The 25,276-nt window shown below is 61.9% G+C and carries 20 protein-coding genes; 12 read left to right on the top strand and 8 right to left on the bottom strand.

Features of this window, described 5'->3' with window-relative positions:
* Window positions 1–110: 110 nt before the first annotated feature.
* The 3 genes from ACI2JX_RS24055 to ACI2JX_RS24045 all read right to left on the bottom strand — a co-directional run bounded on the left by ACI2JX_RS24055 (window position 111) and on the right by ACI2JX_RS24045 (window position 6,693).
* A complete protein-coding gene (locus tag ACI2JX_RS24055) occupies window positions 111–4,658 on the bottom strand; it encodes an NEL-type E3 ubiquitin ligase domain-containing protein (RefSeq protein ID WP_404691135.1) in 4,548 nt (1,515 codons plus the stop codon).
* Between the two features lie 76 nt (window positions 4,659–4,734).
* Entirely contained in the window at window positions 4,735–5,760 is a 1,026-nt protein-coding gene (locus tag ACI2JX_RS24050) for an AraC family transcriptional regulator (protein WP_264235132.1), read from the bottom strand.
* 69 nt (window positions 5,761–5,829) lie between these two features.
* Window positions 5,830–6,693 carry a LysR substrate-binding domain-containing protein gene (locus ACI2JX_RS24045; protein ID WP_264234929.1) on the bottom strand — a complete coding sequence of 288 codons (864 nt, stop codon included), beginning with the start codon at window positions 6,691–6,693 and terminating at the stop codon, window positions 5,830–5,832.
* Window positions 6,694–6,826: 133 nt separating this feature from the next.
* On the opposite strand from ACI2JX_RS24045, the gene ACI2JX_RS24040 reads away from it, so the two are divergent.
* Both ACI2JX_RS24040 and phnX read left to right on the top strand, forming a co-directional pair.
* The gene (locus ACI2JX_RS24040) at window positions 6,827–7,933 is read left to right on the top strand and encodes a 2-aminoethylphosphonate--pyruvate transaminase (RefSeq protein ID WP_404691134.1); all 1,107 of its coding nucleotides are present in this window, start codon (window positions 6,827–6,829) and stop codon (window positions 7,931–7,933) included.
* Between the two features lie 31 nt (window positions 7,934–7,964).
* A complete protein-coding gene (phnX, locus tag ACI2JX_RS24035) occupies window positions 7,965–8,792 on the top strand; it encodes a phosphonoacetaldehyde hydrolase (RefSeq protein WP_404691133.1) in 828 nt (275 codons plus the stop codon).
* Window positions 8,793–8,906: 114 nt separating this feature from the next.
* On the opposite strand, the gene ACI2JX_RS24030 is transcribed toward phnX, so the two are convergent.
* Window positions 8,907–9,467 carry an NADPH-dependent FMN reductase gene (locus tag ACI2JX_RS24030; protein ID WP_186555750.1) on the bottom strand — a complete coding sequence of 187 codons (561 nt, stop codon included), beginning with the start codon at window positions 9,465–9,467 and terminating at the stop codon, window positions 8,907–8,909.
* A 157-nt stretch (window positions 9,468–9,624) separates the two neighbouring features.
* Between ACI2JX_RS24030 and ACI2JX_RS24025 the strand changes: the two genes are divergently transcribed.
* Entirely contained in the window at window positions 9,625–9,843 is a 219-nt protein-coding gene (locus ACI2JX_RS24025; RefSeq protein WP_186555749.1) for a hypothetical protein, read from the top strand.
* On the opposite strand, the gene ACI2JX_RS24020 is transcribed toward ACI2JX_RS24025, so the two are convergent.
* The 4 genes from ACI2JX_RS24020 to ACI2JX_RS24005 all read right to left on the bottom strand — a co-directional run bounded on the left by ACI2JX_RS24020 (window position 9,827) and on the right by ACI2JX_RS24005 (window position 14,446).
* Window positions 9,827–12,088 carry an Orn/Lys/Arg decarboxylase N-terminal domain-containing protein gene (locus ACI2JX_RS24020; RefSeq protein ID WP_404691132.1) on the bottom strand — a complete coding sequence of 754 codons (2,262 nt, stop codon included), beginning with the start codon at window positions 12,086–12,088 and terminating at the stop codon, window positions 9,827–9,829. The genes ACI2JX_RS24025 and ACI2JX_RS24020 overlap by 17 nt on opposite strands.
* A gap of 312 nt (window positions 12,089–12,400) precedes the next feature.
* Window positions 12,401–13,144, bottom strand: coding sequence for a DNA polymerase III subunit epsilon (gene dnaQ, locus ACI2JX_RS24015; protein WP_264234933.1), 744 nt, complete (start codon window positions 13,142–13,144; stop codon window positions 12,401–12,403).
* 52 nt (window positions 13,145–13,196) lie between these two features.
* Window positions 13,197–13,643 (bottom strand): ribonuclease HI, encoded by a 447-nt coding sequence (gene rnhA, locus ACI2JX_RS24010; protein WP_186555747.1) that lies wholly within the window; start codon window positions 13,641–13,643, stop codon window positions 13,197–13,199.
* Between the two features lie 23 nt (window positions 13,644–13,666).
* Window positions 13,667–14,446: a class I SAM-dependent methyltransferase gene (locus tag ACI2JX_RS24005; protein ID WP_264234935.1), complete on the bottom strand. Its 780-nt coding sequence runs from the start codon at window positions 14,444–14,446 to the stop codon at window positions 13,667–13,669.
* An 85-nt stretch (window positions 14,447–14,531) separates the two neighbouring features.
* Here ACI2JX_RS24005 and gloB point away from each other — a divergent pair, with 85 nt between their 5' ends.
* The 9 genes from gloB to ACI2JX_RS23960 all read left to right on the top strand — a co-directional run.
* Window positions 14,532–15,311, top strand: a complete 780-nt coding sequence (gene gloB, locus ACI2JX_RS24000; protein ID WP_404691131.1) for a hydroxyacylglutathione hydrolase — start codon at window positions 14,532–14,534, stop codon at window positions 15,309–15,311.
* Between the two features lie 100 nt (window positions 15,312–15,411).
* The gene (locus tag ACI2JX_RS23995; protein WP_404691130.1) at window positions 15,412–16,839 is read left to right on the top strand and encodes a transglycosylase SLT domain-containing protein; all 1,428 of its coding nucleotides are present in this window, start codon (window positions 15,412–15,414) and stop codon (window positions 16,837–16,839) included.
* A 147-nt stretch (window positions 16,840–16,986) separates the two neighbouring features.
* Window positions 16,987–18,816, top strand: coding sequence for an extracellular solute-binding protein (locus ACI2JX_RS23990; protein ID WP_404691129.1), 1,830 nt, complete (start codon window positions 16,987–16,989; stop codon window positions 18,814–18,816).
* Window positions 18,813–20,663 carry an extracellular solute-binding protein gene (locus ACI2JX_RS23985; protein WP_404691128.1) on the top strand — a complete coding sequence of 617 codons (1,851 nt, stop codon included), beginning with the start codon at window positions 18,813–18,815 and terminating at the stop codon, window positions 20,661–20,663. Before ACI2JX_RS23990 ends, ACI2JX_RS23985 begins: the two co-directional genes overlap by 4 nt.
* A 1-nt stretch (window position 20,664) precedes the next feature.
* Window positions 20,665–21,738: a microcin C ABC transporter permease YejB gene (locus ACI2JX_RS23980; protein ID WP_186555742.1), complete on the top strand. Its 1,074-nt coding sequence runs from the start codon at window positions 20,665–20,667 to the stop codon at window positions 21,736–21,738.
* Between the two features lies 1 nt (window position 21,739).
* Window positions 21,740–22,759 (top strand): ABC transporter permease, encoded by a 1,020-nt coding sequence (locus ACI2JX_RS23975; RefSeq protein ID WP_186555741.1) that lies wholly within the window; start codon window positions 21,740–21,742, stop codon window positions 22,757–22,759.
* A 1-nt stretch (window position 22,760) separates the two neighbouring features.
* Window positions 22,761–24,377 carry an ABC transporter ATP-binding protein gene (locus ACI2JX_RS23970; protein WP_264234940.1) on the top strand — a complete coding sequence of 539 codons (1,617 nt, stop codon included), beginning with the start codon at window positions 22,761–22,763 and terminating at the stop codon, window positions 24,375–24,377.
* A gap of 386 nt (window positions 24,378–24,763) precedes the next feature.
* A complete protein-coding gene (locus tag ACI2JX_RS23965; protein ID WP_368973677.1) occupies window positions 24,764–24,901 on the top strand; it encodes a hypothetical protein in 138 nt (45 codons plus the stop codon).
* Between the two features lie 10 nt (window positions 24,902–24,911).
* A partial coding sequence (locus ACI2JX_RS23960; RefSeq protein WP_404691127.1) for a toxin VasX occupies window positions 24,912–25,276 on the top strand: 365 nt, incomplete at its 3' end.

Raw genomic sequence — 25,276 nt, 5'->3', positions numbered from 1 at the left:
TTATTGTTGGAGTAGCACAATCGGTTTGACGATGTTGTCGCCGCACGCCGTTCGCGGCAATGGCCAAACCGCTCAATCGGGATGAGCGGTTTGGCCGCTATGACGCAGGTTCAATCGGCTGGATGCCAGCTACGCATGACCTCGCGGGTCAGTTTCAAAATCAGGTCAGCCTCGGCCTGTTTGAACGCCTTGGCGATTTCATCACTGCGTTTGAGCAGCTCACCTTCCGGTAAACCTTGCAGTGCCTCTTGCTGAATCCAGAATGGCTGCGCGACCTGCTCAAACTGCACTGCGTATTCGCGGCGCAGGTAATCGATCCAAAAATCCCGTTGGCTGATGTAGCTAACCAAATCATTGGTGGCTGACGCCCATCTCACCTGTGCGGCGGCGTTGCTTAGCTGCTGCTGAGTCACTCCGGCAATCTGCCCGAACTGCATCGTGCGCGGCTGGCCCGGTAGGTTCAAGGTACGGGCCAGACCAATGCGATAAGCCAAGCTGACTTCAATTTCATCCACCCGCTCACGCCCTCGCGTGGCGGCGTCTTGCTCTGACAAGCCAGTATTACGCAGCCTATCGGTTTCCATGGTGATGCGCCGTTCGATGTCCAAACGGGCAATACGCTCGACTTCGTCCAGCCGGAACAGACCACGCGCCAACTCCAGCAACGATAGCTGTTCACTCGCCGAGCTCGCCTGGGCCACCAGCATGCGAATCTCTAATCTGCTGAAACACGAGATCAAGCGATCCACACACCCCCGCGCGGCGGCCAACTCAAATACTTCGGCGCGTAACACGCTGTTATCGCTGATCGCCGCCAGCAAAGCCCACACGCGCCGACTCAGGTCCTGACGGGCATGCTGAAAATCGCTGGTATCAGTCAATAAATCGAGCAGGCGGAAGAACTCTTCACTGTTGGCCTCTGCATGCAGGGCATCCCAGCGTGCTTCGCACGCTGGGCGCTGGGCCTCTTGCAAGGATGCAAGCCATGTCTGCCTGACTTGCGAAGGCTCAACAGCGGCAGGCTGCACTATCTGTGGCGCAGGCTCAGGGGCATACAGGCGCTGGCGAACATCGACCGCCAGCGGGTTGTCGCGCAGCTCCAAGGCTTGTCGGGTTTGCGCAGAGGCAGTGAGCAAAGTTTCCGGCACCTGAGCGATCTGGTTATCACGAAGATCGGCCAACTCCAGCATCCCACACCATTCCAACCCCTCGGGTACACTTTGCAGACCCGTCTGGCGCAAGCTGAGTTCGCGCAGACGTGATAGCTGCCGAAACCGCAGACTGATTGCACCCAGTGGATTGAAACTCAGGTCCAAGGTTTGCAGCCTATACAGCTCACGAACGGTATCGGCAGACGCCTGGGTCATGCGAATCCGATTGCGCGCCATGCGCAGCTCCACCAGGCTGGTCAGCTGCGCGATATCATCAGGGATGCCAGTTAGCGCGTTACTGTTCAGATTGAGCCATCGCAGACGAGAGAAGCAACGCAAGAATCCACTGGGAATGGCCTGAAGATTCAACCCCACCATAGTCAGGTCGGTCACGTGGCCATAGTCGGTATCGGCCGGCAAGGTCGGGAGGCTTGCGATATCCAACCCAATCAGGCTCAGGCGAACACCGGCCAATTGCCCGGAGCTGTAGAGCAACCGTTGCCCCTGAAGCTGCCAACTACGGCGTAATTCAGTCGCAACGTGTCGGCGTCGCGTGTACCGAGTGGTCGCACGCTCTTGCTGCACCCACTCCACCAGCGATTGGTCAAGCTGGCGGTACTGCTGGAACTGCTGAGCCATGTTGAGATAGGCGGTCTCAGGATTCTCCAACAGCAGTGCCACGAAGCGATCAAGGTCACGGTCGTTGAAGCTCGGATAAAGTGCACGCGCAGAGCGCATGAGCAGACGCCGCGAAGGATGCCCACCCTGGCCGCGACCACTGAGCAAATACCCAAGCCGCCCATCGGCCAGTCGCTGCATAGGGCTGTGCCATGGTTTGATCTTTGCCATCCCTACCAACTGCGCAAGCGCCGGATTCCCCGAGGGCAGCCAGCTGCGCAGATCATTGATGATGCGCTCACGGGCCGTGGCCCCCTGCCAGTGCAGGCGCGTGCAATCAGCAGCGGACAGAAGCGCAGCCAACGCCTCTGGCAAGCCTTCGGGCTCACTCAATTCCAGTGGGTGTTTAAATCCATCCCGGTTGTAGCAGAGAAAACGCCCTGCGCGTCGCACCAAAATCGCACTGACCTTCTGCGGGTCGTTGTCCGGATACAATCTGGCCAGTAACGGTCCGGTATCGGATTTGTCGCGCAATTCCAGATCTTCTGGCCCGGTCAAGGCGCCATACTGACGCAACAGAGCGAACGCCAGTTGTACAGTCCCTGGTTGATAGCTGGCGTCCAGGTACAAGCCTTCACGCATGCGCGTCAGTTGCGCCAACTGCAAGTGCGCACGCGCCTGCTCGGCAACCGCCAGAGGGATGCGGTTTTGCGTGAGCATGCTCTGGCGCTGCTCATCGGTGGCAAGCTTGAGCACGTCCAGTGCGTAGGCGCTTGGTAATCCTTTGAAATGTTTCTGGATCAGGCTCAGCAGCGGGTCTTGTGGCAGGTACTTGACGCTGAAATGCTCGAACAGTCGCTCGCCAAGCTCAGCAGCATTGTCGAGAAAATCAGCCTTCTGCTCCTCGACCGACAACGCATCGAGCTTCAAATAGTCGCTGCACCAGCCAAACAGCTCCAGGTCATAATCTTGGCCGTCGGCCAACTGCTTGAAGAACGCATGGACTCGTGCATCCACGGCAAACCGCTCCAGGGTATCGCGCAGAGCCACCGGCATTGGCCGGTTTTCTACCAATAACCCGCGCAAGTAGTCTTGATCGACATCGGCGACTTTCAAAATGTGCTCGACACGTGCTGCCGACAAGCTAGCGGCGGGCGGCCATAGCCGCCCCAGCAACAAACCTTCACCCTGCCAGGCAAGCGGTTGCTCGCTCGTCAAGCGCCAGCATCGCTCGCCGTTGAACTCAAGCAAAGGCCCAAAACTGGCCTCACCTTGGGGATGGACTAACTGCCAAGCACTGCGCCTGGGCACAGGCCTGACCCTATAGTAGGTATCACCATTTCGCCACCAATGGCCTGTTTGATTGGCCAGCAGGCCGTTCTCGAGTGCCATCAGGTCGTCGGGCGGAGCAAGGACGGCATACGGGCGTAGATCGCCCGACCACAGTCGCGGCTGACCCGCGTCGTTCTCTATCGGCAGCAGTTGGTCAACCACAGCGCTGCGCTTGAAGGCCCGCGCAACCAACGTCGCGCCGCCCGCCACGGCAGCCGCCACCACCACGGTCTCGGCAACCCCGAGCAAGTGCTCGATAGCTTCGTGCTGATGGCCTTGGCTCCAGTCCCAAGCACCTTCACAGACCTGTGACACGCTCTGCCCAACCAAGTCGGCAGCCAGCAGTGCACCGACAACCGGGACGAAAAAGCCGGCTAGGTTGAGTAGGTTCACGCCGACCGTTTGCAAGTTGCGCAACTGGTCGGCGCTGGCACGGGCATTGATCTGCGCGGTCGGTACCGCAAGAAAACGCGCATTGTCTCGGATGCGTTGCACCTGTTGCTCGGCCAAGGTATGGAACAGCGGGTCGTGGATTACCTGGCAGGAAGCCGTAGCATCCGTCTGTGGATCCTTTAGACGAAGCTGCAACAACCCCAAGAAGCTTGCCCGCTCCGATAGACCAATTCGTCGACTGAAGCGCTGTTGGTAACCCTCTTCACGCAGCAGTGTGCCAAGAGTCAGGCTAGCTTCACGCCAAGAGGTGAAGGCCCGCAGCGATTGCTGGCGATCCCCAGGTAAGTACAGGACCACCCCCTCCACGCTGATCTGCGGCACACGTCCTGGAATGGGCACGATCCCTTGCCGCTCGAACGCAAGAGCCCCTTCGACACGACAGTCCAACACTTTCAGGGCTCCGGCATGCACCCGGTCGCTTTGCGCATGGGTGGCAGGTTGCCCGTTGACTACCCGACGTAGCATATCGATGTCGGCTGAAGACAACTGCTTCTTCAAGAACGCAACCTCGATTGCCAACGCCAGTTGCAGGCGTTTGTCCTCGCTCAGCGCAGTGAGTAAGCCTGGGGTGAAGACCGTATTCAGATGCTGCTGGTACTGCCCACCGAGATCTACTGTCCGACAAAGATTGACCAACTCCGTGCTGTCGTTGGTCAGCACCTGTTCCGCCTCGCCGGTCGAGCTATCGGCCGGATAAACCAGGGCAGTCTGCTCAAAAAACGCTTCATCCTGTTTGAAATTCTGCAGAAAGACCTGCACAGCTGGCGTATGCACGAAATACGAGCGGTACTGCTGCGGCCCGGTTGCATCCGCGCGCAGATGACGCCGCTCCTCACGCCACTGGGCCTTGTCGAAGTCGACCGACAGCGATAAGGAGGAAGAACGCAAAGCCTGCTGTAATAGCGGCTTGGCGAAGCTGTTCGGGGGCTGCAGCGCGGCTAATGCCGAGTGAACCTGTTGTTGGCTGCGCACATGATTGTCAAAGCTGCTGCGCAGTGCCTGAAACTGATTGAAGCTGGCCTTTTTGAGCCAATCGGGCAGTGTATGGACGATGAATGCATCAGTTGCCCGTTGAAATTGGGTATCGGTGTTGTTCTGTTCCATGATCAGCACTGTTCGGTTGATGAACCACCTAGAGTGCGATGCTTCAACAGCCTCGATCAGCGGGAAAGCACACCGCCTAGGGCAGCTCGTCCCCACGGCTATGGACCAGGCTCCGATAGTGCCCTGGGTTGCAGCCGAACCACTTGCGAAACGCCTTGTAGAACGAACTGCTATCAGCGAAGCCAAGACGCTCGGCAATGTCCCCCAGGCTCGGCTCGGCCTGGGCTAGCCAAGCGATCGCCAGCTCTCGACGCACGCTGTCTTTGAGGCCCTGATAAGTCTGCCCCTCTTCGGCCAATCGCCGGCGCAAAGTAGCGCTGGACAGACACAAGTGCCGGGCCAGACTACCGGCGTCTGGCCATTGCGTCGGATCCAGGCCTAGCAGGTCAGCGCGGATACGCCTGGCCAGGCTGGCCGGATCGCGATATTTGACCAGGATATTGCCCGGTGCCTCGGCCAGGAAACGCTGTAGCTCCTGCGCCGAGCGCTTGATGGGCAGGTCCAGGCAATCGCCGGTAATGATCATGCGTGTACGTGGCCGATCAAATTGCAGGTTTTCCGAAAACATTACTCGATAATCATCGCAAAACGGCGGCTCGGCGCAGCGCAGGTCGACTGCCAGGATCGCAATGCGCCGCCCGGCCAGCCAACAGGCCACGCCGTGCACGATCATCCAGAAGGTGAAATAGGTAAATGCCCGGCGCGGCTGCTCGCACGGTTCATTGATCACGATCTCGGCCAGGCTCTGCTGGCGTACCAGGCTCGGTTGCAAGTCGTCGAGCATCAACGAAAGAAAGCCCAGGGCAATCTCCAGCCCCGCCCCCAGGCTCGGTTGGGCCATCGCCGCGCGGGTCATGAAAGCCAGGCTGCCATTAGGCAAACCGCGCCGGTCCATGGCGAAGAACTCATCGTTGCAGCGCCGCGCCAGCAGCCGCCAGAGTCGTGCGTAAGCATTGGCAGAGACCCGCGCCTCTGCCTGCTCCAACTGCGCTGGATCGATGCCAGCGCGCAGCAGCACACCGGTGTCGGGCTGGCCCGCCGGGCAGGTCTGCAATAGCGCTTCGCGCACCAGTTGCATGGAGATGGTGTCTTTCTCGCTCATCGGCCGTCCAGCGCGAGGTTGCTCGGAGTCGGCCATCTTAGGCCGCTGCGCGGTATTCGTCAGCATGGCTCAAAGATCTGTGGCCAGCCCCAGGAAGGCCTGGATCAAGCGCAGCTCGCGGCGCCGTTCCAGGCAACCGATCATATGCCGGTTGACCAGGCCCGCCCCGCTGATCGGCCGCGCCACCACCCGTGGGTCGTGCGCCACTTCAACCGACGAGACGATGCCAATGCCAAGCTCGGCGGCGACCGCCTCGGTGACCGCCTCGCGGCTGTCCAGTTCGAGCAACACCCGCGGGCTGACCTCGGCCTCGCGACAGGCCTGGTCGAAGGTGCGCCGGGTGATCGAGCTGGGTTCGCGCAGCACCATGATCTGCCGATCGAGATCGGCCAAGGGCAGCTCACCCTGATCGTCGGCCCACGGGTGACCGACCGGCAACAGCGCGCACAGGCGTGAGTCTCCCAAACTTTGCAAGTACAAGCCCTTGCGCGGCTCGACCTCGGTCAGTACCGCCACGTCGGCATGCTCCGAAAGCAGCGCTGCCAAGGTTTCCTGGGCATTGCCCAGGCGCAGGTTGACAGTGATACCAGGGTAGCGGGCACGCAGCTGGGCGAGCATCGGCATCACCCGGTGCGGCCCATCGGCGGCAACCTCCAACCGTCCGGTCAGCAACTGGCGATTGGCTTCGAGCATCGCCTGCGCCTCTTCCGCCAGGCCGAACATGGCCCGGGTGATGGCTGCCAGGCGCGTGCCCTCTTCGGTCAGCTCGACCCGGCGCGCGGTCCGTCGCAGCAAGGTGATCTGGTAATGCTCTTCCAGCGCTTTGACGTGCCCGGTCACTGCCGGCTGGCTGATGAACAAGCGGGCGGCGGCGCGGGTGAAACTGCCTTCGCGGGCGACGGCATCGAAAGCGCGAAGCTGGAACAGGTTCATATTTATCGGCCTGACTTATGGCTGGCATAACGACAAACAATTTGATTGATGACAAAGCCAATTGCAACCTAGCACCCGTAGTTTCAGCACCCACTTATTCGCTGACCACCCGCCGCTTGCGAGGAACTCCGGTATGAGCAACGCCCCTATCCTGCTGACCCCCGGCCCACTGACCACCTCCGCCCGTACCCGCCAAGCCATGCTGGTGGACTGGGGTTCGTGGGATCGCGACTTCAATCAACTGACTGCCAGTGTCTGCGAGCAGCTCCTGGCAATCCTTGACGCCAGCGCCAGCCACCACTGCGTGCCGCTGCAAGGCAGCGGCACCTTCGCCGTGGAAGCCGCCATCGGCACCCTGGTGCCGCGTGACGGCAAGGTCCTGGTGCTGATCAATGGCGCCTATGGCCAGCGCCTGGCCAAGATCTGCAACGTGCTGGGGCGCAACTTCAGCACCTTCGAGACCGCCGAAGACCAACCGACCACCGCCGAAGACGTCGACCGCCTGCTGGCAGCCGATCCGGCCGTGACCCATGTGGCACTGATCCACTGCGAGACCAGCACCGGCATCCTCAACCCGCTGCCCGAGATCGCACAAGTCGTGAAACGCCACGGCAAGCGCTTGATCATCGACGCCATGAGTTCCTTCGGCGCGCTGCCGATCGATGCTCGCCAGGTGCCGTTCGAAGCGCTGATCGCCGCCTCCGGCAAGTGCCTGGAAGGCGTACCGGGAATGGGCTTCGTGTTCGCCGAGAAGAGCGCCCTGGCTGACGCCGAAGGCAACGCCCATTCGCTGGCCATGGACCTCTACGACCAGCACAGCTACATGGCCAAGACTGGCCAATGGCGCTTCACCCCACCGACTCACGTGGTCGCCGCCCTGCACGAAGCCTTGCAGCAATACAACGAAGAAGGCGGCCTGCCGGCGCGTCATCAGCGCTACTCGGGCAACTGCCAGACCCTGCTCGAGGGCATGGCGGCGATCGGCCTGAAAAGCTTCCTGCCGGCTGAAATCCAGGCGCCGATCATCGTCACCTTCCACGCCCCCAACGACCCGCGCTACCAGTTCAAGGACTTCTATGAGCGGGTCAAGGCCAAGGGTTTCATCCTCTACCCGGGCAAGCTGACCCAGGTCGAAACCTTCCGCGTCGGTTGCATCGGCGTGGTTGGCGCAGATGGCATGCAGGCCGCCGTCGATGCTGTGGCGCAAGTGCTGCGGGAAATGGAAGTGCTGGACATCTGACTTTGCCTCTACCTTTGAAGGATTACTGGACATGAACTACAGCAACCCTACCCGCCTGCAAGCCGCCATCCTTGACTGGGCTGGCACCGTGGTCGACTTTGGCTCCTTCGCGCCAACCCAGATCTTCGTCGAGGCCTTTGCCGAATTCGATGTCGAGGTGTCCATCGAAGAAGCCCGTGGCCCGATGGGCATGGGCAAGTGGGACCACATCCGCACCCTGTGCGACCAGCCGGCGATTGCCGAGCGCTATCGCAACGTGTTTGGCCGCACGCCGACAGATGATGATGTCACAGCTATCTACAACCGCTTCATGCCGCTGCAGATCGAGAAGATCGCCGTGCACTCGGCGCTGATCCCAGGGGCGCTAGAGACCCTGACCGGGCTGCGCCAGGATGGCCTGAAGATCGGCTCGTGCTCGGGTTATCCGAAAGTGGTGATGGACAAGGTGGTGGAGCTGGCCAAGCAAAACGGCTATATCGCCGACCACGTGGTGGCCACCGATGAGACCCCCAACGGCCGCCCCTGGCCGGCCCAGGCCCTGACCAACGTGATCGCGCTGGGCATCGATGATGTGGCGGCGTGCGTAAAAGTCGACGACACCGTGCCGGGGATTCTCGAAGGTCGCCGCGCCGGCATGTGGACCGTGGCGCTGGTGTGCTCGGGCAATGCCCTGGGGCTGACCTGGGAAGGCTACCAGGCGCTTGGTGCCGAGAAGCTCGAAAGTGAGCGCAAGCGTATTCATGCGCTGTTTGAAGGCTCGCGCCCGCACTACCTGATCGACACCATCAATGACTTGCCAGAGGTGATTGCCGACATCAACCGACGCTTGGCCAAGGGTGATATGCCGCAGGCATTTTGATCATGTGCCGTCAGTTCTGACGCTATCGCGGGGCAAGCCGGCTCCCACGCCACGCCTCAGGCATGAGGTAATTGGCGTGGGAGCGGGCTTGCCCCGCGATAACAGATCAACGACTCACACGGCCCGATTGAGTTTCACCCAGGCAGCAAACTTATCGATAAACGCCTGCAAGAATGGCCGAGTCTTGTCATTGAGCTTGCCAGACTCTTCGAACAAGCTCGCCGCCCCACCGATATACGCCTCGGGCATCTGCATGCACGGCATATCGAGAAACACCAGCGACTGACGCACCGCATGGTTGGCGCCAAACCCGCCAATCGCCCCCGGCGAGACGCTCACCACCGCCGTTGGCTTCCCCCCCCAGGCACTTTGGCCATACGGCCGGGAGCCCACGTCAATGGCGTTTTTAAGGCAACCCGGCACCGAGCGGTTGTACTCCGGGGTGACGAACAGCACCGCATCGCTACGGCGGATCTCGTCGCGAAAGCGCTTCCACGCATCCGGCGCGCCGCTGGCCTCGACATCCTCGTTGTACAGGGGCAGGTCGCCGATCTCGACGATTTTCAGGGCAAGGCTGGAGGACGCCAGCTCACTCAAGGCCCGGGCCACCTTGCGGTTGTAGGATTCCTTGCGCAAGCTGCCGACCACGACTGCTACCGAAAACACCTGGCTCATGGCGATTTACACCCTCTGCTGGCTGATGGACCTAGTAGTTATAGATGACCGTTCCTCGGCGCCGAGGTTTTTTTCCTCTTGATAGAAAACTTCCCAAGGGTTTCACTGGTCTATGTCTGCAGACATTTCCTACATTTTTCAGAGGTTTCCCCCCAAAATGGCAGCAGTACTGGTCGGCCAATTCCACGCCCGTGACGCCGAAGGCCGTATCTACCCCGTCCATGAGTTCCAGGAGTCGACCCTCCAGGCCGATGGCAGCGTGCTTGGCGCGCCGATCAGCAGCTATCGCCTGGCCATCGGTGACCGGGTCAACCACTTGGGTGAGGACCGTTTCGAACTGGCGCAAAGCGGCGTGGAAATCATCCGCATTCCTTGACGCAGTCGACCGTGTAGATGCGCCCTTGGCCACTGTCTTCGCTTTGCAAACCGTGCACATCGGCGACAAAACCAGGGAAGCCCTGGTCGAACGCGCGGGCGAAGGCCAGGTAATCGAGGATCGAGCGCGTCGTTTCGGTGAAGCGCTCCCCTGGCATGATCAACGGGATACCAGGCGGATAGGGCACCAGCATCACCGCCGAGATCCGCCCTAGCAACGCCTCGACCGGCACTGCCTCGACCGCCGCGCGCACCAGATGGTCATAGGCCAGCGCCGGGGTGATGGCCACCTCCGGCAAACGGGTAAACAGGCGCTTGAGCTGCTTGGCCGTGGCATTGCTGCGATAACACTCGTGCAACTGGCCGCACAGATCACGTAGGCCCAACCCCTGGTAACGCATCGGCGCCTGCGCCACCACGCTCGGCAGGCTGACGCTCAAGGGGCTGTTCGCGTCATAGTGGCGCTTGAACTCCAGCAGCTCGGTTAGCAAAGTGCTCCATTTGCCCTTGGTGATGCCCATCGAGAACAGCACCAGAAAGCTATATAGCCCGGTCTTTTCCACCACCAGCCCACGCTCCCAGAGAAACTTGCTCACCACCGCCGCCGGAATGCCATGCGCACCCAGCGCGCCGCCAGCCGTCAGCCCCGGCATGACCAGGGTAACTTTGAGCGGATCGAGCAACACATAGTCCTGCTCCACCTCGCCAAAGCCATGCCAGGGCGCACCGGGCTGCAACAGCCAGTCCTGGGCGGTAATGTGCTGGATGCCCTCGGCACGCTCCGGCTGCCAGATGCTGAACCACCAGTCATTGGCAGCGATGTGCTCGCGCAGGTTGGCCAGGGCGCGGCGAAAGCTCAGTGCCTCGTCGAACATCTCCTGCAACAGCGAACGTCCAGCAGGGCCTTCCATCATCGCCGAGGCGACGTCCAGCGAGGCCAGGATGCTGTACTGCGGCGAGGTTGAGATGTGCATCATGAACGCTTCATTGAAGCGGTCGCGGTCGAGCTGGCGCGTGGCGCCGTCCTGCACATGAATCATCGACGCCTGGCTGAAGGCGGCCAACAACTTGTGGGTCGAATGCGTGCTGAACAGCAGCGGGCTGTCGGCACTGCGCGGCGTGCCCATGGCGTAACGGCCGGCAAAAAACTCATGAAAGGCGGCATAGGCGAACCAGGCTTCGTCAAAATGCAGCACTTCGACGCTATTACCCAACGCCTGCTTGATCATCCCGGCGTGATAGCACAGCCCGTCGTAGGTCGAGTTGGTTACCACTGCCAGCTTGATCCGCGCCGGTCGGCCTGTGGCCAGCGGGTTGGCGGCGATCTTGGCCTGGATCGACGCAGCGCTGAACTCACTCAACGGAATCGGCCCGATGATGCCCAACTCATTGCGCTCGGGGCACAGGTAAATGGGAATGGCGCCGGTCATGATGATCGCGTGCACCACGGACTTGTGGCAGTTGCGGTCGACGAGCACCAGGTCGTCACGGCCGACCATCGAATGCCAGACGATCTTGTTGGCCGTCGAGGTGCCGTTGATCACGAAGAAGGTGTGATCGGCGCCAAAATTGCGCGCAGCGCGTGCTTCAGCCTCGGCCAAGGGGCCGGTGTGATCGAGCAAGGATCCCAACTCGGGCACCGATACCGACAGGTCCGAACGCAGCGTGTTCTCGCCGAAGAACTGGTGGAATGCCTGCCCCACCGGGCTTTTGCGATAAGCCACCCCGCCGCCGTGGCCGGGGGTGTGCCAGGAATAGTTCGATTGCGCGGTGTGCTGCACCAATGCCTTGAAAAACGGCGGCAGCAGGCCATCGAGGTAGTTGTGCGCAGCCCGCGCGACCTGGCGGGCGAGAAACGGCACGGTGTCTTCGAACAGGTAAAGAATGCCACGCAACTGGTTGAGCTCGCTCATCGCCTCGGCGGGGGCGTTCTCCAGGGTGACCTGTTCGCCGAGGGCGAAGATCGGCAGGTTTGGCGCGCGCAGACGCGCCAGGCTGATCAGCTCGGCCATGTTCTGCAACAGATGAGTGTTGTCGCCGACCCCTTCAGCGGCGATCAGCATGCAGGCCAAGCCATGATGGGTAGCGGCGACCAGGCGCGCTTCGGCGTGGTCGGCGGCGGCCAGGATGGTGAAGCCGTCCTGGGCCAATTCAGCAGCGATGGCACGCACGCGCTCACCGGCGACGCTGTCAGCCTTGATCGCCCGGTGAACGATCAGGATCGGGAACTGCAGGTCCTTGTACATGGGCAACCACCACCTGGGCAGAACTGCTGGGTTCTTTCAGGGTAGAAGCTGGTTGCTCAGGCTGCGACGTTTAGTATTTGTGCTGTCAGCCCCGGCCTCTTCGCGGGCAAGCCCGCTCCCACAGGGAGCGTAGCGTTCTTAAGCCGAGAGCCTGGAGCGGGCTCGCCCGCGAAGAGGCCAGCCCTGGCACCACAAAGGCAGACCTGCACATAGCATTCCCCAGACAGGCCCAACATTTACAGGACAACACAAAACCCTGTGGGAGCGGGCTTGCCCGCGAAGAGGCCAGCCCTGACACCCCGCAGGGCTCGATCAACCTTCGGTCAGGCTCTGCCACAAAGCCGGCCCACCCGCCGACTTGGCCACTGCTGCCAGACGCTCGGCATGCGCTTCCAACTCTTCAGCCGAGGCCATGATGATCCGCCCAGGCTGGCGTCCGACGATACGGCGAATCTCACTGCCAGTGCTGTTGCTACCCTCTTCACCGTCAGCGCCATGCCCAGCCAGCGACAGGCTGGTCTGCCCGCCGGTCATCGCCAGGTAAACGTCCGCCAACAACTCGGAGTCGAGCAAGGCGCCGTGCAGTTCACGGCCGGAGTTGTCGATGCCGTAGCGTTTGCACAAGGCATCAAGGCTATTGCGCTGGCCCGGATGGCGCGCACGCGCCAGCATCAGGGTGTCGAGAATGCCGCAGTGCTTGGAGATGTCTGCGCGGTCGTGCTGACCGAGCATGGCGAACTCGTTGTTGATGAAGCCAACGTCGAACGCCGCGTTATGGATGACCAGCTGGGCACCCTGGATAAACTCGAAGAACTCCTCGGCCACGTCGGCAAAACGTGGTTTGCCAACCAAGAATGCATCAGTGATGCCGTGCACACCAATCGCGCCTTCGTCACTCTCGCGGTCGGGCTGCAGATAGACGTGGAAGTGCCGCCCGGTCAGGCGCCGGCCCATGACTTCGACACAACCGATCTCGATGATCCGATGCCCCTCACTGACCGGCATGCCGGTCGTTTCGGTATCGAGGACGACGAATCTGCTGTTCTGCTGCTCCACGCGGGTGGCTCCAACTGGTACTTCGAGGGAAAGCCGGCGATTGTACCCCAGCTCAGCGCTTGGCGCGTACCTCGTCGACGCCGCGATTGGCCAACTGGTCAGCGCGTTCGTTGCCAGGGTGGCCGATATGCCCGCGCACCCATTTCCAGGTGACCTTGTGTCGGTTGACCTGCTCGTCGAGCTCGCGCCACAAGTCAGCGTTTTTCACCGGTTCCTTGGCCGCGGTCTTCCAACCGCGCTTCTTCCAGTTGGCCATCCACTCGTTGATGCCCTTCATCACGTACTGCGAGTCGGTGGTCAGCACCACCTCGCATTCACGCTTGAGCGCCCGCAGGCCCTCGATCGCCGCCATTAGTTCCATGCGATTGTTGGTGGTCTCGAGCTCACCGCCCCACAATTCCTTCTCGACGCCCTTGTAGACCATCAGCACCCCCCAGCCACCCGGGCCAGGGTTGCCCTTGCAGGCGCCATCGGTGTAGATCTCGATGCTATCGCTCATGTACTGCCTTAACTCGCTATGGATTATCGACCGGGATGGCGCTCCCGCTGGCTAGTTGCCTCGCGGTTGACCTTGGCCAGCGGTAACGGCAGCAACTTACCCATTGGCTCGCGCCGCTCCAGACGCAGCGGCCGCAGGCCGACCACCATCTTGCGCGCCACCAGCAGGTAGACCCCGCCGCCAGAGGTTTGCCAACCGCCGGCCATCCGCTCCCAACCGGCCAGGCGTTGTTGCCAGGCCGGCGAGGCCAGCGGCGGACGATAGCAGCCGAAGCGGCGTTTCTCCAGCGCAAAGCCGAGCAGGTTGAGCCAGTCGCCGACCCGCGACGGCGAGATGCAACGCGCCTTGCGCAGCGCCCCATGGCTGAAGAAATGACGCATGCCCCAGCTGCTCCACGGGTTGATGCCCACGATCAGCAAATGGCCACCCGGGCGCACAGCGCTGGCCGCCTCTCGCAGCAGGCCATGCGGCGACAGGCTGAAGTCCAGGCCATGCTGCAGCACCACCACATCGGCTGCGTGCTCGGAGAGCGGCCAGGCCTGTTCTTCGCAGACGATCTCGACCCCCGGCAGCGGCGCGCCAAGGCGCACGTTGCGGTGCACCTGTGGAGCACTGGGCGGGGTTTCGGCGCAGGGGCCGTAATGCACCAGGTAGCCGCCGAAGAAGCGCGCCAGTTCGTCTTCGAGCAGCTTTTCTTCCTCGCGCAACATCAACTGCCCAAGAGGGCCCTGGAACCAGTCGCGGGCCAGGCTGATCAGTTCGATCCATTCAGGATCGGCCTGGGCAAAGGCTTGGTCGGTCATTGCGTTTTCCCTCCAAGGTTCTCCCGCCGCGCCATCGCGGCTAAGATGCCCTCATGTCCCACGCCAGATGATTCGGATCCGCACCATGATACAGATCGATGCCCTACCCGCTTTCTCCGACAACTACATCTGGTTGTTACAGGATACTGCCAAACGCCAGTGCGCGGTGGTCGATCCCGGTGACGCCGCGCCGGTGCTGGCCTGGCTCAAGGCCAACCCCACCTGGGCGCTGACCGACATCCTGGTCACTCATCACCATCACGATCACGTCGGCGGCGTCGAACACCTCAAGCAGGTGACAGGTGCGCGCGTTTGCGGCCCGGCTGCCGAAACCATCCCCGGCCGCGACCTGGCCCTGCAAGACAATGCCCAGGTTACCGCGCTGGGCCTGAGTTTCCAGGTCATGGCGATGCCCGGCCATACCTTGGGACACATCGCCTATTTCACCGCGCAGACGCCCACCCCCCTGTTGTTCAGTGGCGACACCCTGTTCGCGGCCGGCTGTGGTCGCTTGTTCGAGGGCACCCCTGAGCAAATGCACCACTCCCTTGAGCGGCTGGCCGCCTTGCCCGCGGAAACCCAGGTGTACTGCGCCCACGAATACACCTTGAGCAACCTGCGCTTTGCCAAGGCTGTAGAACCAGAAAACCCGCACGTTGTCGCACGCTTTGCCGAGGTTAGCCGCCTGCGTGAGCAAGATCGCATCACTCTGCCATCAACGATCGGTTTGGAACGCTTGACCAACCCCTTCCTGCGTACCGCTGAAACATCCGTTAAACAAAAAGCAGACGAATGGAAGGGTCTTTCAAACGTAGGCCAAGCCGCTGTTTTTGCTGCCTTGAGGTCTTGGAAAGACCGCTTTTGATAACCTCAAGATATATCGCAATCGGTCCCCAAAGGTTGACCGGGCGGGAAGCGGTTCCTAGAATCGCCGAAATTTTTTGCCCGGATACCCGTCCCAGCCGATGTCTTCTCGTAGCCGCAGAACCTCGCAATCCGTCGCTTTGACGCGCCTCGCACAGATCAGTGCGCTGGCCCTGGCCGCCACTTTGGTGGGCTGCCAGAGCACCCGTCAGGTTGACGAATCCGAAAGCGTTCGCGCGCACAACTACCAGGCTCGGATCAAGCACAAACCGGCGCCGCTGATGGTCAAGCCCAAGGAGCAAGCACCCCAGGATGTCTGGGAGCGCATGCGCCAGGGCTTTGCCCTGCAAGACAGCATCGACGTCAACCCTCGCATCGAACAGCAGCGCCTGTGGTTCGCCAGCAACCCACGATTCGTCGAAACCGCCGGCGAGCGCGGCAGCCTGTACCTGCATTACATCGTCGAGCGCCTGGAAGAACGCGACATGCCGCTTGAGCTGGCGCTGCTGCCGGCGATTGAAAGCGCCTACAACCCGATGGCCTACTCGCGGGCCCACGCCGCTGGCATGTGGCAGTTCATCCCGTCCACCGGGCGCCACTTCAACCTGCGTCAAACCAATTTCTACGATGGCCGCCGCGACATCACCGCGTCGACCAATGCTGCGCTGGAATACCTCACCCGCCTGCACGACATGTTCAACGGCGACTGGCTGTTGGCGCTGGCCGCCTACAATGCTGGCGAAGGCACTGTCAGCCGGGCGATCGAGCGTAACGAAAAGCTTGGCCTGCCGACCGATTACTGGAACCTGCCGCTGCCGCAGGAAACCCGCGACTACGTGCCCAAGCTGCTGGCGCTGTCGCAGGTGGTGTCGACGCCTGAGTCCTACGGCGTCAACCTCAACCCGATCGCCAACGAGCCCTACTTCGAGGCCGTGGCTATCAACGACCGCCTGGACCTGTCCAAGGTCGCCGCCTTAGCCAACATGGATGAAGACGAGCTGATTCAGCTCAACCCCGCGTTCAAGAAGCGCATGACGGTCGATGGTCCCAAGCAGTTGCTGGTGCCTACCGCCAAGGCGCAGTTGCTATCGGCCAGCCTGTCCAACCTCAACCCCGAGCAGTTGGTCAGCCTGCAACCGCGCAAAGCGGTGTTCGAGGCAGCGGTGGCTGAAGCCAAGGCGCCTGCAGCGCGTAGCTACCGGGTCAAGCGCGGGGACAACCTGGGCAGCATTGCCAAGGCCAATCGGGTTTCGGTCAAGGACATCCAGCGTTGGAACCGGCTTTCGGGCAACCGCCTGAAAGCTGGCCAGGTTCTGGCCCTGCGCGGCGGTAATGCACCTTCGGCTGCCGGCAACCGGGTTGCGTCGTCCAAGCAGCGCTCGACCCAGTACAAAGTACGCAAGGGCGACTCGCTGTACCTGGTGGCCAAGCGCTTCAATGTCGAGATGCAGCACCTCAAGCGCTGGAATCCGCGTAGTGGCCATGCGCTCAAACCCGGCCAGACCCTGACTGTCTACCTGGGCCATTGATGGAATTGGGGCTGCCTTGCAGCCCCACGTTAGCAACACCGCCAAATAGCGCTGTGCCCTCCCCGCTCCCAGCACTCTTTTTCCAACCCCGCCAAGCTGTTACTGTAGCCCGACCAAAGCCCAAAGCCCTCTGGATCGGATGCCGACTTGATACGTCCCCTCCTGCTGTCATTCAGCCTGGCCTTGAGCTTTCCCGCAGGCGCGATGGTGAGCGAAAGCCACGGTTACGCGCAGTTCGGCACGCTCAAATACCCAGCCACCTTCACCCACTTCGACTGGGTCAATCCGCAAGCGCCCAAGGGCGGTACCTTGCGGGCCATGGCATTTGGCACCTTCGACACGCTCAACCCATACACCTTCAAAGGCTCAAGCCCGGTCACCACGCCAAACTTCCTGCAGTACGGCATCAACGAGCTCAACGAGACGCTGATGGTCGGCACCGGCATGTACGACCCGTCTGGCGACGAACCCACCTCCAGCTACGGCCTGATCGCCCGCTCGGTCGAGTACAGCGAGGACCGCAGCTGGGTGGTGTTCAACCTGCGCCCCGAAGCACGCTTCCACGATGGCAAACCGATCACCTCGGCGGACGTGGCGTTCTCCTACCGCACGCTGCTCAAGGACGGCCACCCGCTGTACCGCACCAACCTGCAGGAAGTGCAACGGGTCGATATCCTCGGGCCGTTGCGCATCCGCTTCGTGTTCAAGCGCGCTGGCAACCCTCTGCTGATCCTACGCCTGGGCGAAATGCCGGTGTTGCCCAAGCACTACTGGCAAAAGCGCGACTTCAAGGCCACCACCTTCGAGCCACCGCTGGGCAGCGGGCCGTATCGCATTACTGAAGTGCAGCCAGGCCGGCGCCTGGTGTTCACGCGGGTCAAGGATTACTGGGGCAAGGATCTGCCGGTCAACCGCGGCAAGTACAACTTCAACCGCGTCGAATACGAGTTCTATCGCGACGCCACTGTCGCCTTCGAGGCGTTCAAGGCCGGTGAGTTCGACATCTACATCGAGCACCAGGCCAAGAACTGGGCCAACGGCTACAACTTCCCCGCGGTGCGCCGCGGTGAAGTGATCAAGGCGCAGATCCCGCATCGCATCCCGACCCAGACCCAAGGCCTGTTCATGAACAGCCGCCGGGCGACCTTCAGCGACCCGCTGGTGCGCCAGGCGCTGGGCCTGATGCTCGACTTCGAGTGGACCAACCGCGCCCTGTTCAGCAGCGCCTATCGCCGCTCGACCAGCTACTACCCCAACAGCGAGTTTGCCGCCACCGGCCTGCCGACCGGCAAGGAGTGGCTGCTGCTGGCGCCGTTTCGCGCGCAACTGCCGGCAAAGCTCTACACCGAGCCGTACAAGGTCAGCCACACCAACGGCAGCGGCGTCAGCCGGCAAACCCTGCGCCAGGCCCTGGCGCTGTTCGCCCAGGCGGGCTGGAAGCTCGATGGCCAGCGCCTGGTAGACGCCAAGGGCAAGCAGCTACGCATCGAGCTGTTGCTGGTCAACCCCAACCTTGAACGGATCCTGCAACCTTATGTCGAAAATCTGGCGAGCATCGGCATCGATGCGCGCTTGCGCACCGTGGACCGCGCCCAGTACAAACAACGGCTGGACCAGTTCGACTTCGACATGATTCTGATGACCCTGAACCAGACCTTGAGCCCCGGCCTTGAGCAGTGGCTGTACTTTCATTCCAGCCAAGCCTCGACCAAGGGCAGCAAGAACTATGCTGGGGTCAAGGACCCGGTGGTCGACCACCTGCTCGACACCCTGCTCGCCGCCCGTACCCGCGACGACCAGGTCGCCGCTGCGCGCGCCCTGGACCGGGTACTGTCGTGGCACTACTACATGATTCCCAACTGGTATCTCGACAATCACCGCTTGGCCTACCGCAACCGGTTCGCCTTCGTCACCACACCGCCCTACACCCTGGGCTTGAACAGCTGGTGGCTCAAGACTTCGGAGAAAGCCAAATGATGCCGACCCACAGCCTACGCCGCCTGGCTGGCAGCTTGCTGCTTGCCTGCCTGAGCGTGACGGCAATGGCCGCGCCGCAACACGCCCTGACCTTGTACGATGAGCCGCCCAAGTACCCGGCGAGCTTCAAGCACTTCGACTTCGTCAACCCCGACGCGCCCAAGGGCGGCACCTTCCGCCAATCCAGCTTCGGCGGTTTCGACAGCCTCAACCCATTCATCAACAAGGGCGTGCCTGCAGAAAACATCGGCAGCATCTACGACACCCTGATGCGCCAAAGCCTGGATGAGCCCTTCACCGAGTACGGCCTGGTGGCCGGCAAGATCGAAAAGGCCCCAGACAATAGCTGGGTGCGCTTCTACCTGCGCTCCGAAGCGCGCTTTCACGACGGCCAGCCGATGCGCGCCGACGACGTGGTATGGACCTTCAACACCCTGGTCAGCAAAGGCGCGCCGCTGTACCGCGTGTACTACGGCGACGTCGCCGAAGCCGTGGCAGAGAACCCGCTGACTGTACTGTTCAAGTTCAAGCACAAGAACAACCGCGAGCTGCCGCTGATTCTCGGCCAACTGCCGGTACTGCCCATGCACTGGTACGCCGAGCGCGACTTCACCCGAGGCAACCTGGAAATCCCGCTGGGCAGCGGGCCGTACAAGATCGCCCAGGTCAAGGCCGGACGCTCGGTACGCTACGAGCGGGTCCGGGACTATTGGGCCAAAGACCTGCCGATCAACCGCGGCTTCTACAACTTCGACGCCATGACCTTCGACTATTACCGCGACAACACCGTCGCCCTCGAAGCGCTCAAGGCCGGCCAGTTCGACTACATGCTGGAAATGACCGCGAAGAACTGGGCCACCGCCTACAACGTGCCAGCGGTGCGCGAAGGCCGGCTGATCAAGGAAGAGCTGCTCAACGGCAACCCGGTCGGCATGCAGGGCTTTGTCTTCAACCTGCGCCGCCCGGTATTCCAGGACATTCGCGTACGCCAGGCGCTGAGCCTGATGCTCGATTACGAGTGGACCAACAAGCAGCTGTTCAACGGTGCCTACACCCGCACCGGCAGCTACTTCGAAAACTCGGAAATGGCCGCCAAGGGCCTGCCCTCGCCGGCCGAGCTGAAGATCCTCGAACCACTGCGCGGCAAGATCCCCGAGCAAGCCTTTAGCGAAGCCTTCCACAACCCAGTCACCGACGGCAGCGGCATGATCCGCGAGCAACAGCGCAAGGCTTACAAGCTGCTGCAAGACGCCGGCTGGAAGATCGTCAACGACAAGATGGTCGACACCCAAGGCAAACCGGTGAGCATCGAGTTCCTGGTCGCGCAGACCGAGTTCGAGCGCGTGCTGCTGCCGTTCAAGCGCAACCTGGCCGACCTGGGCATCGAGCTGAGCATTCGCCGCGTCGAAGTCCCGCAGTACATCAACCGCCTGCGCTCGCGCGATTTCGACATGATCGTCAGCGGCTTCCCGCAGTCCAGCTCGCCAGGCAACGAACAGCGCGAGTTCTGGTCCAGCGGCGCCGCCGACAACCCCGGCAGCCGCAACTTCATCGGCCTGCGCGACCCGGCCATCGACCAACTGGTCGAAGCCTTGATCAACGCCGACTCCCGTCAGAGCCTGATCGACCACGCCCGCGCCCTCGACCGGGTACTGCTGTGGGGCTACTACGTAATCCCCAACTGGCACATCAAGACCTGGCGCGTGGCCTACTGGAACCACATCGGCCACCCCAAGGTATCGCCCAAGTATGACGTTGGCATCGACACCTGGTGGATCAAACCCGACGTCACCCCGGCAGTGACCACGCAGCCGGCAGACGCCGAACAACCCGGCGAGGCGAACTGACATGCTCGCCTACATCCTGCGTCGTTTGCTGCTGATCATCCCAACCCTGCTGGGCATCCTGGTGATCAACTTCATCATCGTCCAGGCCGCCCCCGGCGGCCCAGTCGAGCAGATGATCGCCAAGCTCGAAGGCTTCGACGGCGCCACCAGCCGCATCGCCGGCGGCGGCGCCGAAGTCTCGGTGGCCGGCTCCAACTACCGTGGCGCGCAAGGCCTGGACCCGGCGCTGATCGCCGAGATCGAGCGCATGTACGGCTTTGACAAATCGCCGCCCGAGCGGCTGTGGATCATGATCAAGAACTACGCCCAGCTCGACTTTGGCGACAGCTTCTTCCGCGATGCCAAGGTCATCGACCTGATCGCCGAGAAGATGCCGGTGTCGATCTCGCTCGGGCTATGGAGCACGCTGATCATGTACCTGGTGTCGATCCCCCTGGGGATCGCCAAAGCGGTACGCCACGGCAGCCACTTCGACGTCTGGACCAGCTCGGCGATCGTCGTCGGCTACGCCATCCCGGCGTTCCTGTTCGCCATCCTGCTGATCGTGTTGTTCGCCGGCGGCAGCTACTTCGACTGGTTCCCGCTACGCGGGCTGACCTCGAACAACTTCGAGGAGCTGTCGACCACCGGCAAGGTGCTCGACTACTTCTGGCACCTGGTGCTGCCGATCACCGCGCTGGTGATCGGTAACTTCGCCACCATGACCCTGCTGACCAAGAACAGCTTCCTCGACGAAATCAACAAGCAGTACGTGGTCACCGCCAAGGCCAAGGGCCTGAGCCGACCACGGGTGCTGTACGGGCACGTGTTCCGCAACGCCATGCTGCTGGTGATCGCCGGCTTCCCCTCGGCGTTCATCGGCATTTTCTTCACCGGCTCCCTGCTGATCGAGGTGATCTTCTCGCTCGACGGCCTGGGCCTGATGAGTTTCGAAGCGGCGATCAATCGCGACTACCCGGTGGTCTTCGGCACCCTGTTCATCTTCACCCTGCTCGGGCTGGTGGTGAAACTGATCGGCGACCTGACCTACACCCTGGTCGATCCGCGCATCGACTTCGCCAGCCGGGAGCACTGACATGGCCCTGTCCCCCCTCAATCGCCGGCGCTTCGAGCGCTTCAAGGCCAACCGCCGTGGATGGTGGTCGTTGTGGTTGTTCATCATCCTGTTCGGCCTGAGCCTGGGCGCCGAGCTGATCGCCAACGACAAACCGATTGCCGTGCGCTACGACGGTGAATGGTACTTCCCGGCATTCAAACGCTATCCAGAGACCACCTTCGGCGGCGAATTCCCACTCGAGGCCAACTACAAGAGCCCGTACATCCGCGAGCTGCTGGAGAAAAAAGACAGCTGGGTGCTGTGGGCGCCGATCCCGTTCAGCTACCAGAGCATCAACTACGACCTCAAGGTCCCGGCGCCCGCCCCGCCCTCGGCGGACAACTGGCTAGGCACCGACGACCAGGGCCGCGATGTGCTGTCGCGGGTCATCTATGGCTTTCGCGTATCGGTGCTGTTCGCCCTGACCCTGACCGTGCTCAGCTCGATCGTCGGCGTCATCGCTGGCGCCTTGCAAGGCTTCTACGGCGGCTGGGTGGATCTGGCTGGCCAGCGCTTTCTGGAGATCTGGTCTGGCCTGCCGGTGCTGTACCTGCTGATCATCCTCGCCAGCTTCGTGCAGCCCAACTTCTGGTGGCTGCTGGGGATCATGCTGCTGTTCTCCTGGATGAGCCTGGTCGATGTGGTGCGCGCCGAGTTCCTGCGTGGGCGCAACCTCGAATACGTGCGCGCCGCCCGCGCCTTGGGCATGCGCAACGGCGCGATCATGTACCGGCACATCCTGCCCAACGCGATGATCTCGACCATGACCTTCATGCCGTTCATTCTCACCGGCGCGATCGGCACCCTGACCGCGCTGGACTTCCTCGGCTTCGGCCTGCCCGCCGGCTCGCCCTCGCTGGGCGAGCTGGTCGCCCAGGGCAAGTCCAACCTGCAAGCGCCGTGGTTGGGCATCAGCGCCTTCGCCGTACTGGCGCTGATGCTCAGCCTGCTGGTATTCATCGGCGAGTCCGCCCGCGATGCCTTCGACCCGAGGAAATGACATGAGTGAACACAACCTGATCGAAGTCCGTGATCTTGCGGTCGAGTTCCTCAGCGGTGACCAGGTCAACCGCGTGGTCGACGGCATCAGCTTCGACATCCGCAAAGGCGAGACCCTGGCCCTGGTCGGCGAAAGCGGCTCGGGCAAGTCGGTGACGGCCCACTCGATCCTGCGCCTTTTGCCCTACCCGCTTGCCCGCCACCCCAGCGGCAGCATCCGCTATGGCGACAAAGACCTGCTGCAGCTGGGCGAAAAGCCCATGCAGCGCATTCGCGGCAACCGCATTGCGATGATTTTCCAAGAACCAATGACCTCGCTGAACCCGCTGCACAGCATCGAAAAGCAGATCAACGAGATCCTCCTGCTGCACAAAGGCCTGACCGGCAAGCAAGCCACCGCGCGCACCCTGGAGCTGCTTGAGCTGGTCGGCATCCCCGAACCGCGCAAGCGCCTCAAGGCCCTGCCCCACGAGCTGTCTGGCGGCCAGCGCCAGCGGGTGATGATTGCCATGGCCCTGGCCAACGAGCCGGAGCTGCTGATTGCCGATGAACCGACCACTGCGCTCGACGTCACGGTGCAGTTGAAGATCCTCGACCTGCTCAAGGAGCTGCAAGCACGCTTGGGCATGGCCCTGCTGCTGATCAGCCACGACCTCAACCTGGTGCGGCGCATCGCCCATCGGGTGTGCGTGATGCAGCGCGGCAAGATCGTCGAACAGGCCGAGTGCGCCACCCTGTTCAGCGCCCCGCAGCATCCCTACACGCAGATGCTGATCAACGCCGAACCCAGCGGCCAGCCCGCGCAAAACCCGGTGGGCGCGCCGCTGCTCGAAGTCGATGACCTGCGCGTGTGGTTCCCGATCAAGAAAGGCTTGCTGCGGCGCACCGTCGATCATGTCAAAGCGGTCGATGGCATCAACTTCAGCCTGCCCCAGGGGCAGACCCTGGGCATCGTCGGCGAGAGTGGCTCGGGCAAGTCGACCCTGGGCCTGGCGATCTTGCGCTTGATCTCAAGCCAAGGCAGCATCCGCTTCCACGGGCAGAACCTGGAAAGCCTTAATCAGCAAGAAGTGCGACCGCTGCGGCGGGAAATGCAGGTGGTGTTCCAAGACCCGTTCGGCAGCCTCAGCCCACGTATGTGCGTGGCGGATATCGTTGGCGAAGGCTTGCGGATTCACCGCATTGGCACGGCTGAGGAGCAAGAGGCGGCGATCATCGCGGCGTTGCAGGAAGTGGGGCTCGATCCAAGCACTCGACACCGCTATCCGCATGAGTTTTCCGGCGGGCAGCGGCAGCGGATTGCCATTGCCCGGGCGTTGGTACTCAAGCCGGCGTTGATTCTGCTCGATGAGCCGACCTCGGCACTGGATCGGACCGTGCAGCGACAGGTGGTGGAGCTTTTGCGCTCGCTGCAGCTTAAGTACAACCTGACTTATCTGTTCATCAGCCATGACTTGGCGGTGGTCAAGGCGTTGAGCCACCAGTTGATGGTGATCAAGCATGGGCAGGTGGTGGAGCAAGGGGATGCGCAGGCGATATTTCATGCGCCGCAGCATGCGTATACCCGGCAGTTGTTGGAGGCGGCATTTTTGCAGCCCAATGCCGAAGCGGCTATCTGAAATCCCAAGGGCCATATCGTGCCCCGTGCGCGACGCAATGCCGCGCCTGCGACCTACCCAGATAGGCGACAAACTTCCAACAAGCGGTGAAGACCTTCGCCGGCTGAACAGCCGGCGCACCTGCAATCAATCCCTCTTGCGCATCAATAACGCCTCCGTCCCTTTAGCGCAGCAAGCCGATACTTACTACCTCCAAAGATCGCTAGAAGAGAAACTTCCTACACGATTTTAGGAAGTCAAAAATATCACTGAGAAATGCTTCTTCGTTAGTGTCGGGGCTTGCCCCATCAGCAGCTCATTGAGATGCGTTAGATGTGTTCGCTGTTAGCGCATCTTCCCTCAAACCTGCCCGATGGAGAGCCGCCCACAGCAGACAAGGACTTCTCATGCCCCGCCAATCTGATCTGCATTACTGTCGTTTGAGTGCGATTGTTGAATTCGGCCAGCTCAATGCACAAGCCCGTGCAAATCCCCGCCTGCTCGCCGACGCCCTGGCCCAGGCGAACATTCAATCGCTGCAGTAAGGACGCTCAGATGATCGCATGGCAAGACTTCCTCGAGCTCAACCGCAAATCCTGCGAAGAACTCAGCGAGCAGTTCGACCTCGGCCCCGCCGTCAGTTGCACCCGCACCTTCACCATCCTGCCGCTGCGCTACGCCGTGGTTGGCGGCAACCCCGGCCAGCGCAAGCGCTTGCCCGATCTGGCCGAACACCTGCGCCAGCCCCAGCAGGTCGCCGCACTCAAGCATGCGGCCTACGCCATACGCCCTTTGCGCGAAGGGTTTCTGTACGTGATGGAACAACGCACCAGCACTGGCCGCGCTACCCTGCACCGGCCCTATCGGATTGCCGCCAACGGCTCGTTGTCACTCACCGAGCCCGACGCGCCCTGGGAGCC

It is taken from the genome of Pseudomonas sp. NPDC088890 (assembly GCF_044900155.1).
GTDB classification, from domain to species: Bacteria; Pseudomonadota; Gammaproteobacteria; order Pseudomonadales; family Pseudomonadaceae; genus Aquipseudomonas; species Aquipseudomonas urmiensis.
This window is presented reverse-complemented; position numbering and strand designations above follow the sequence as displayed.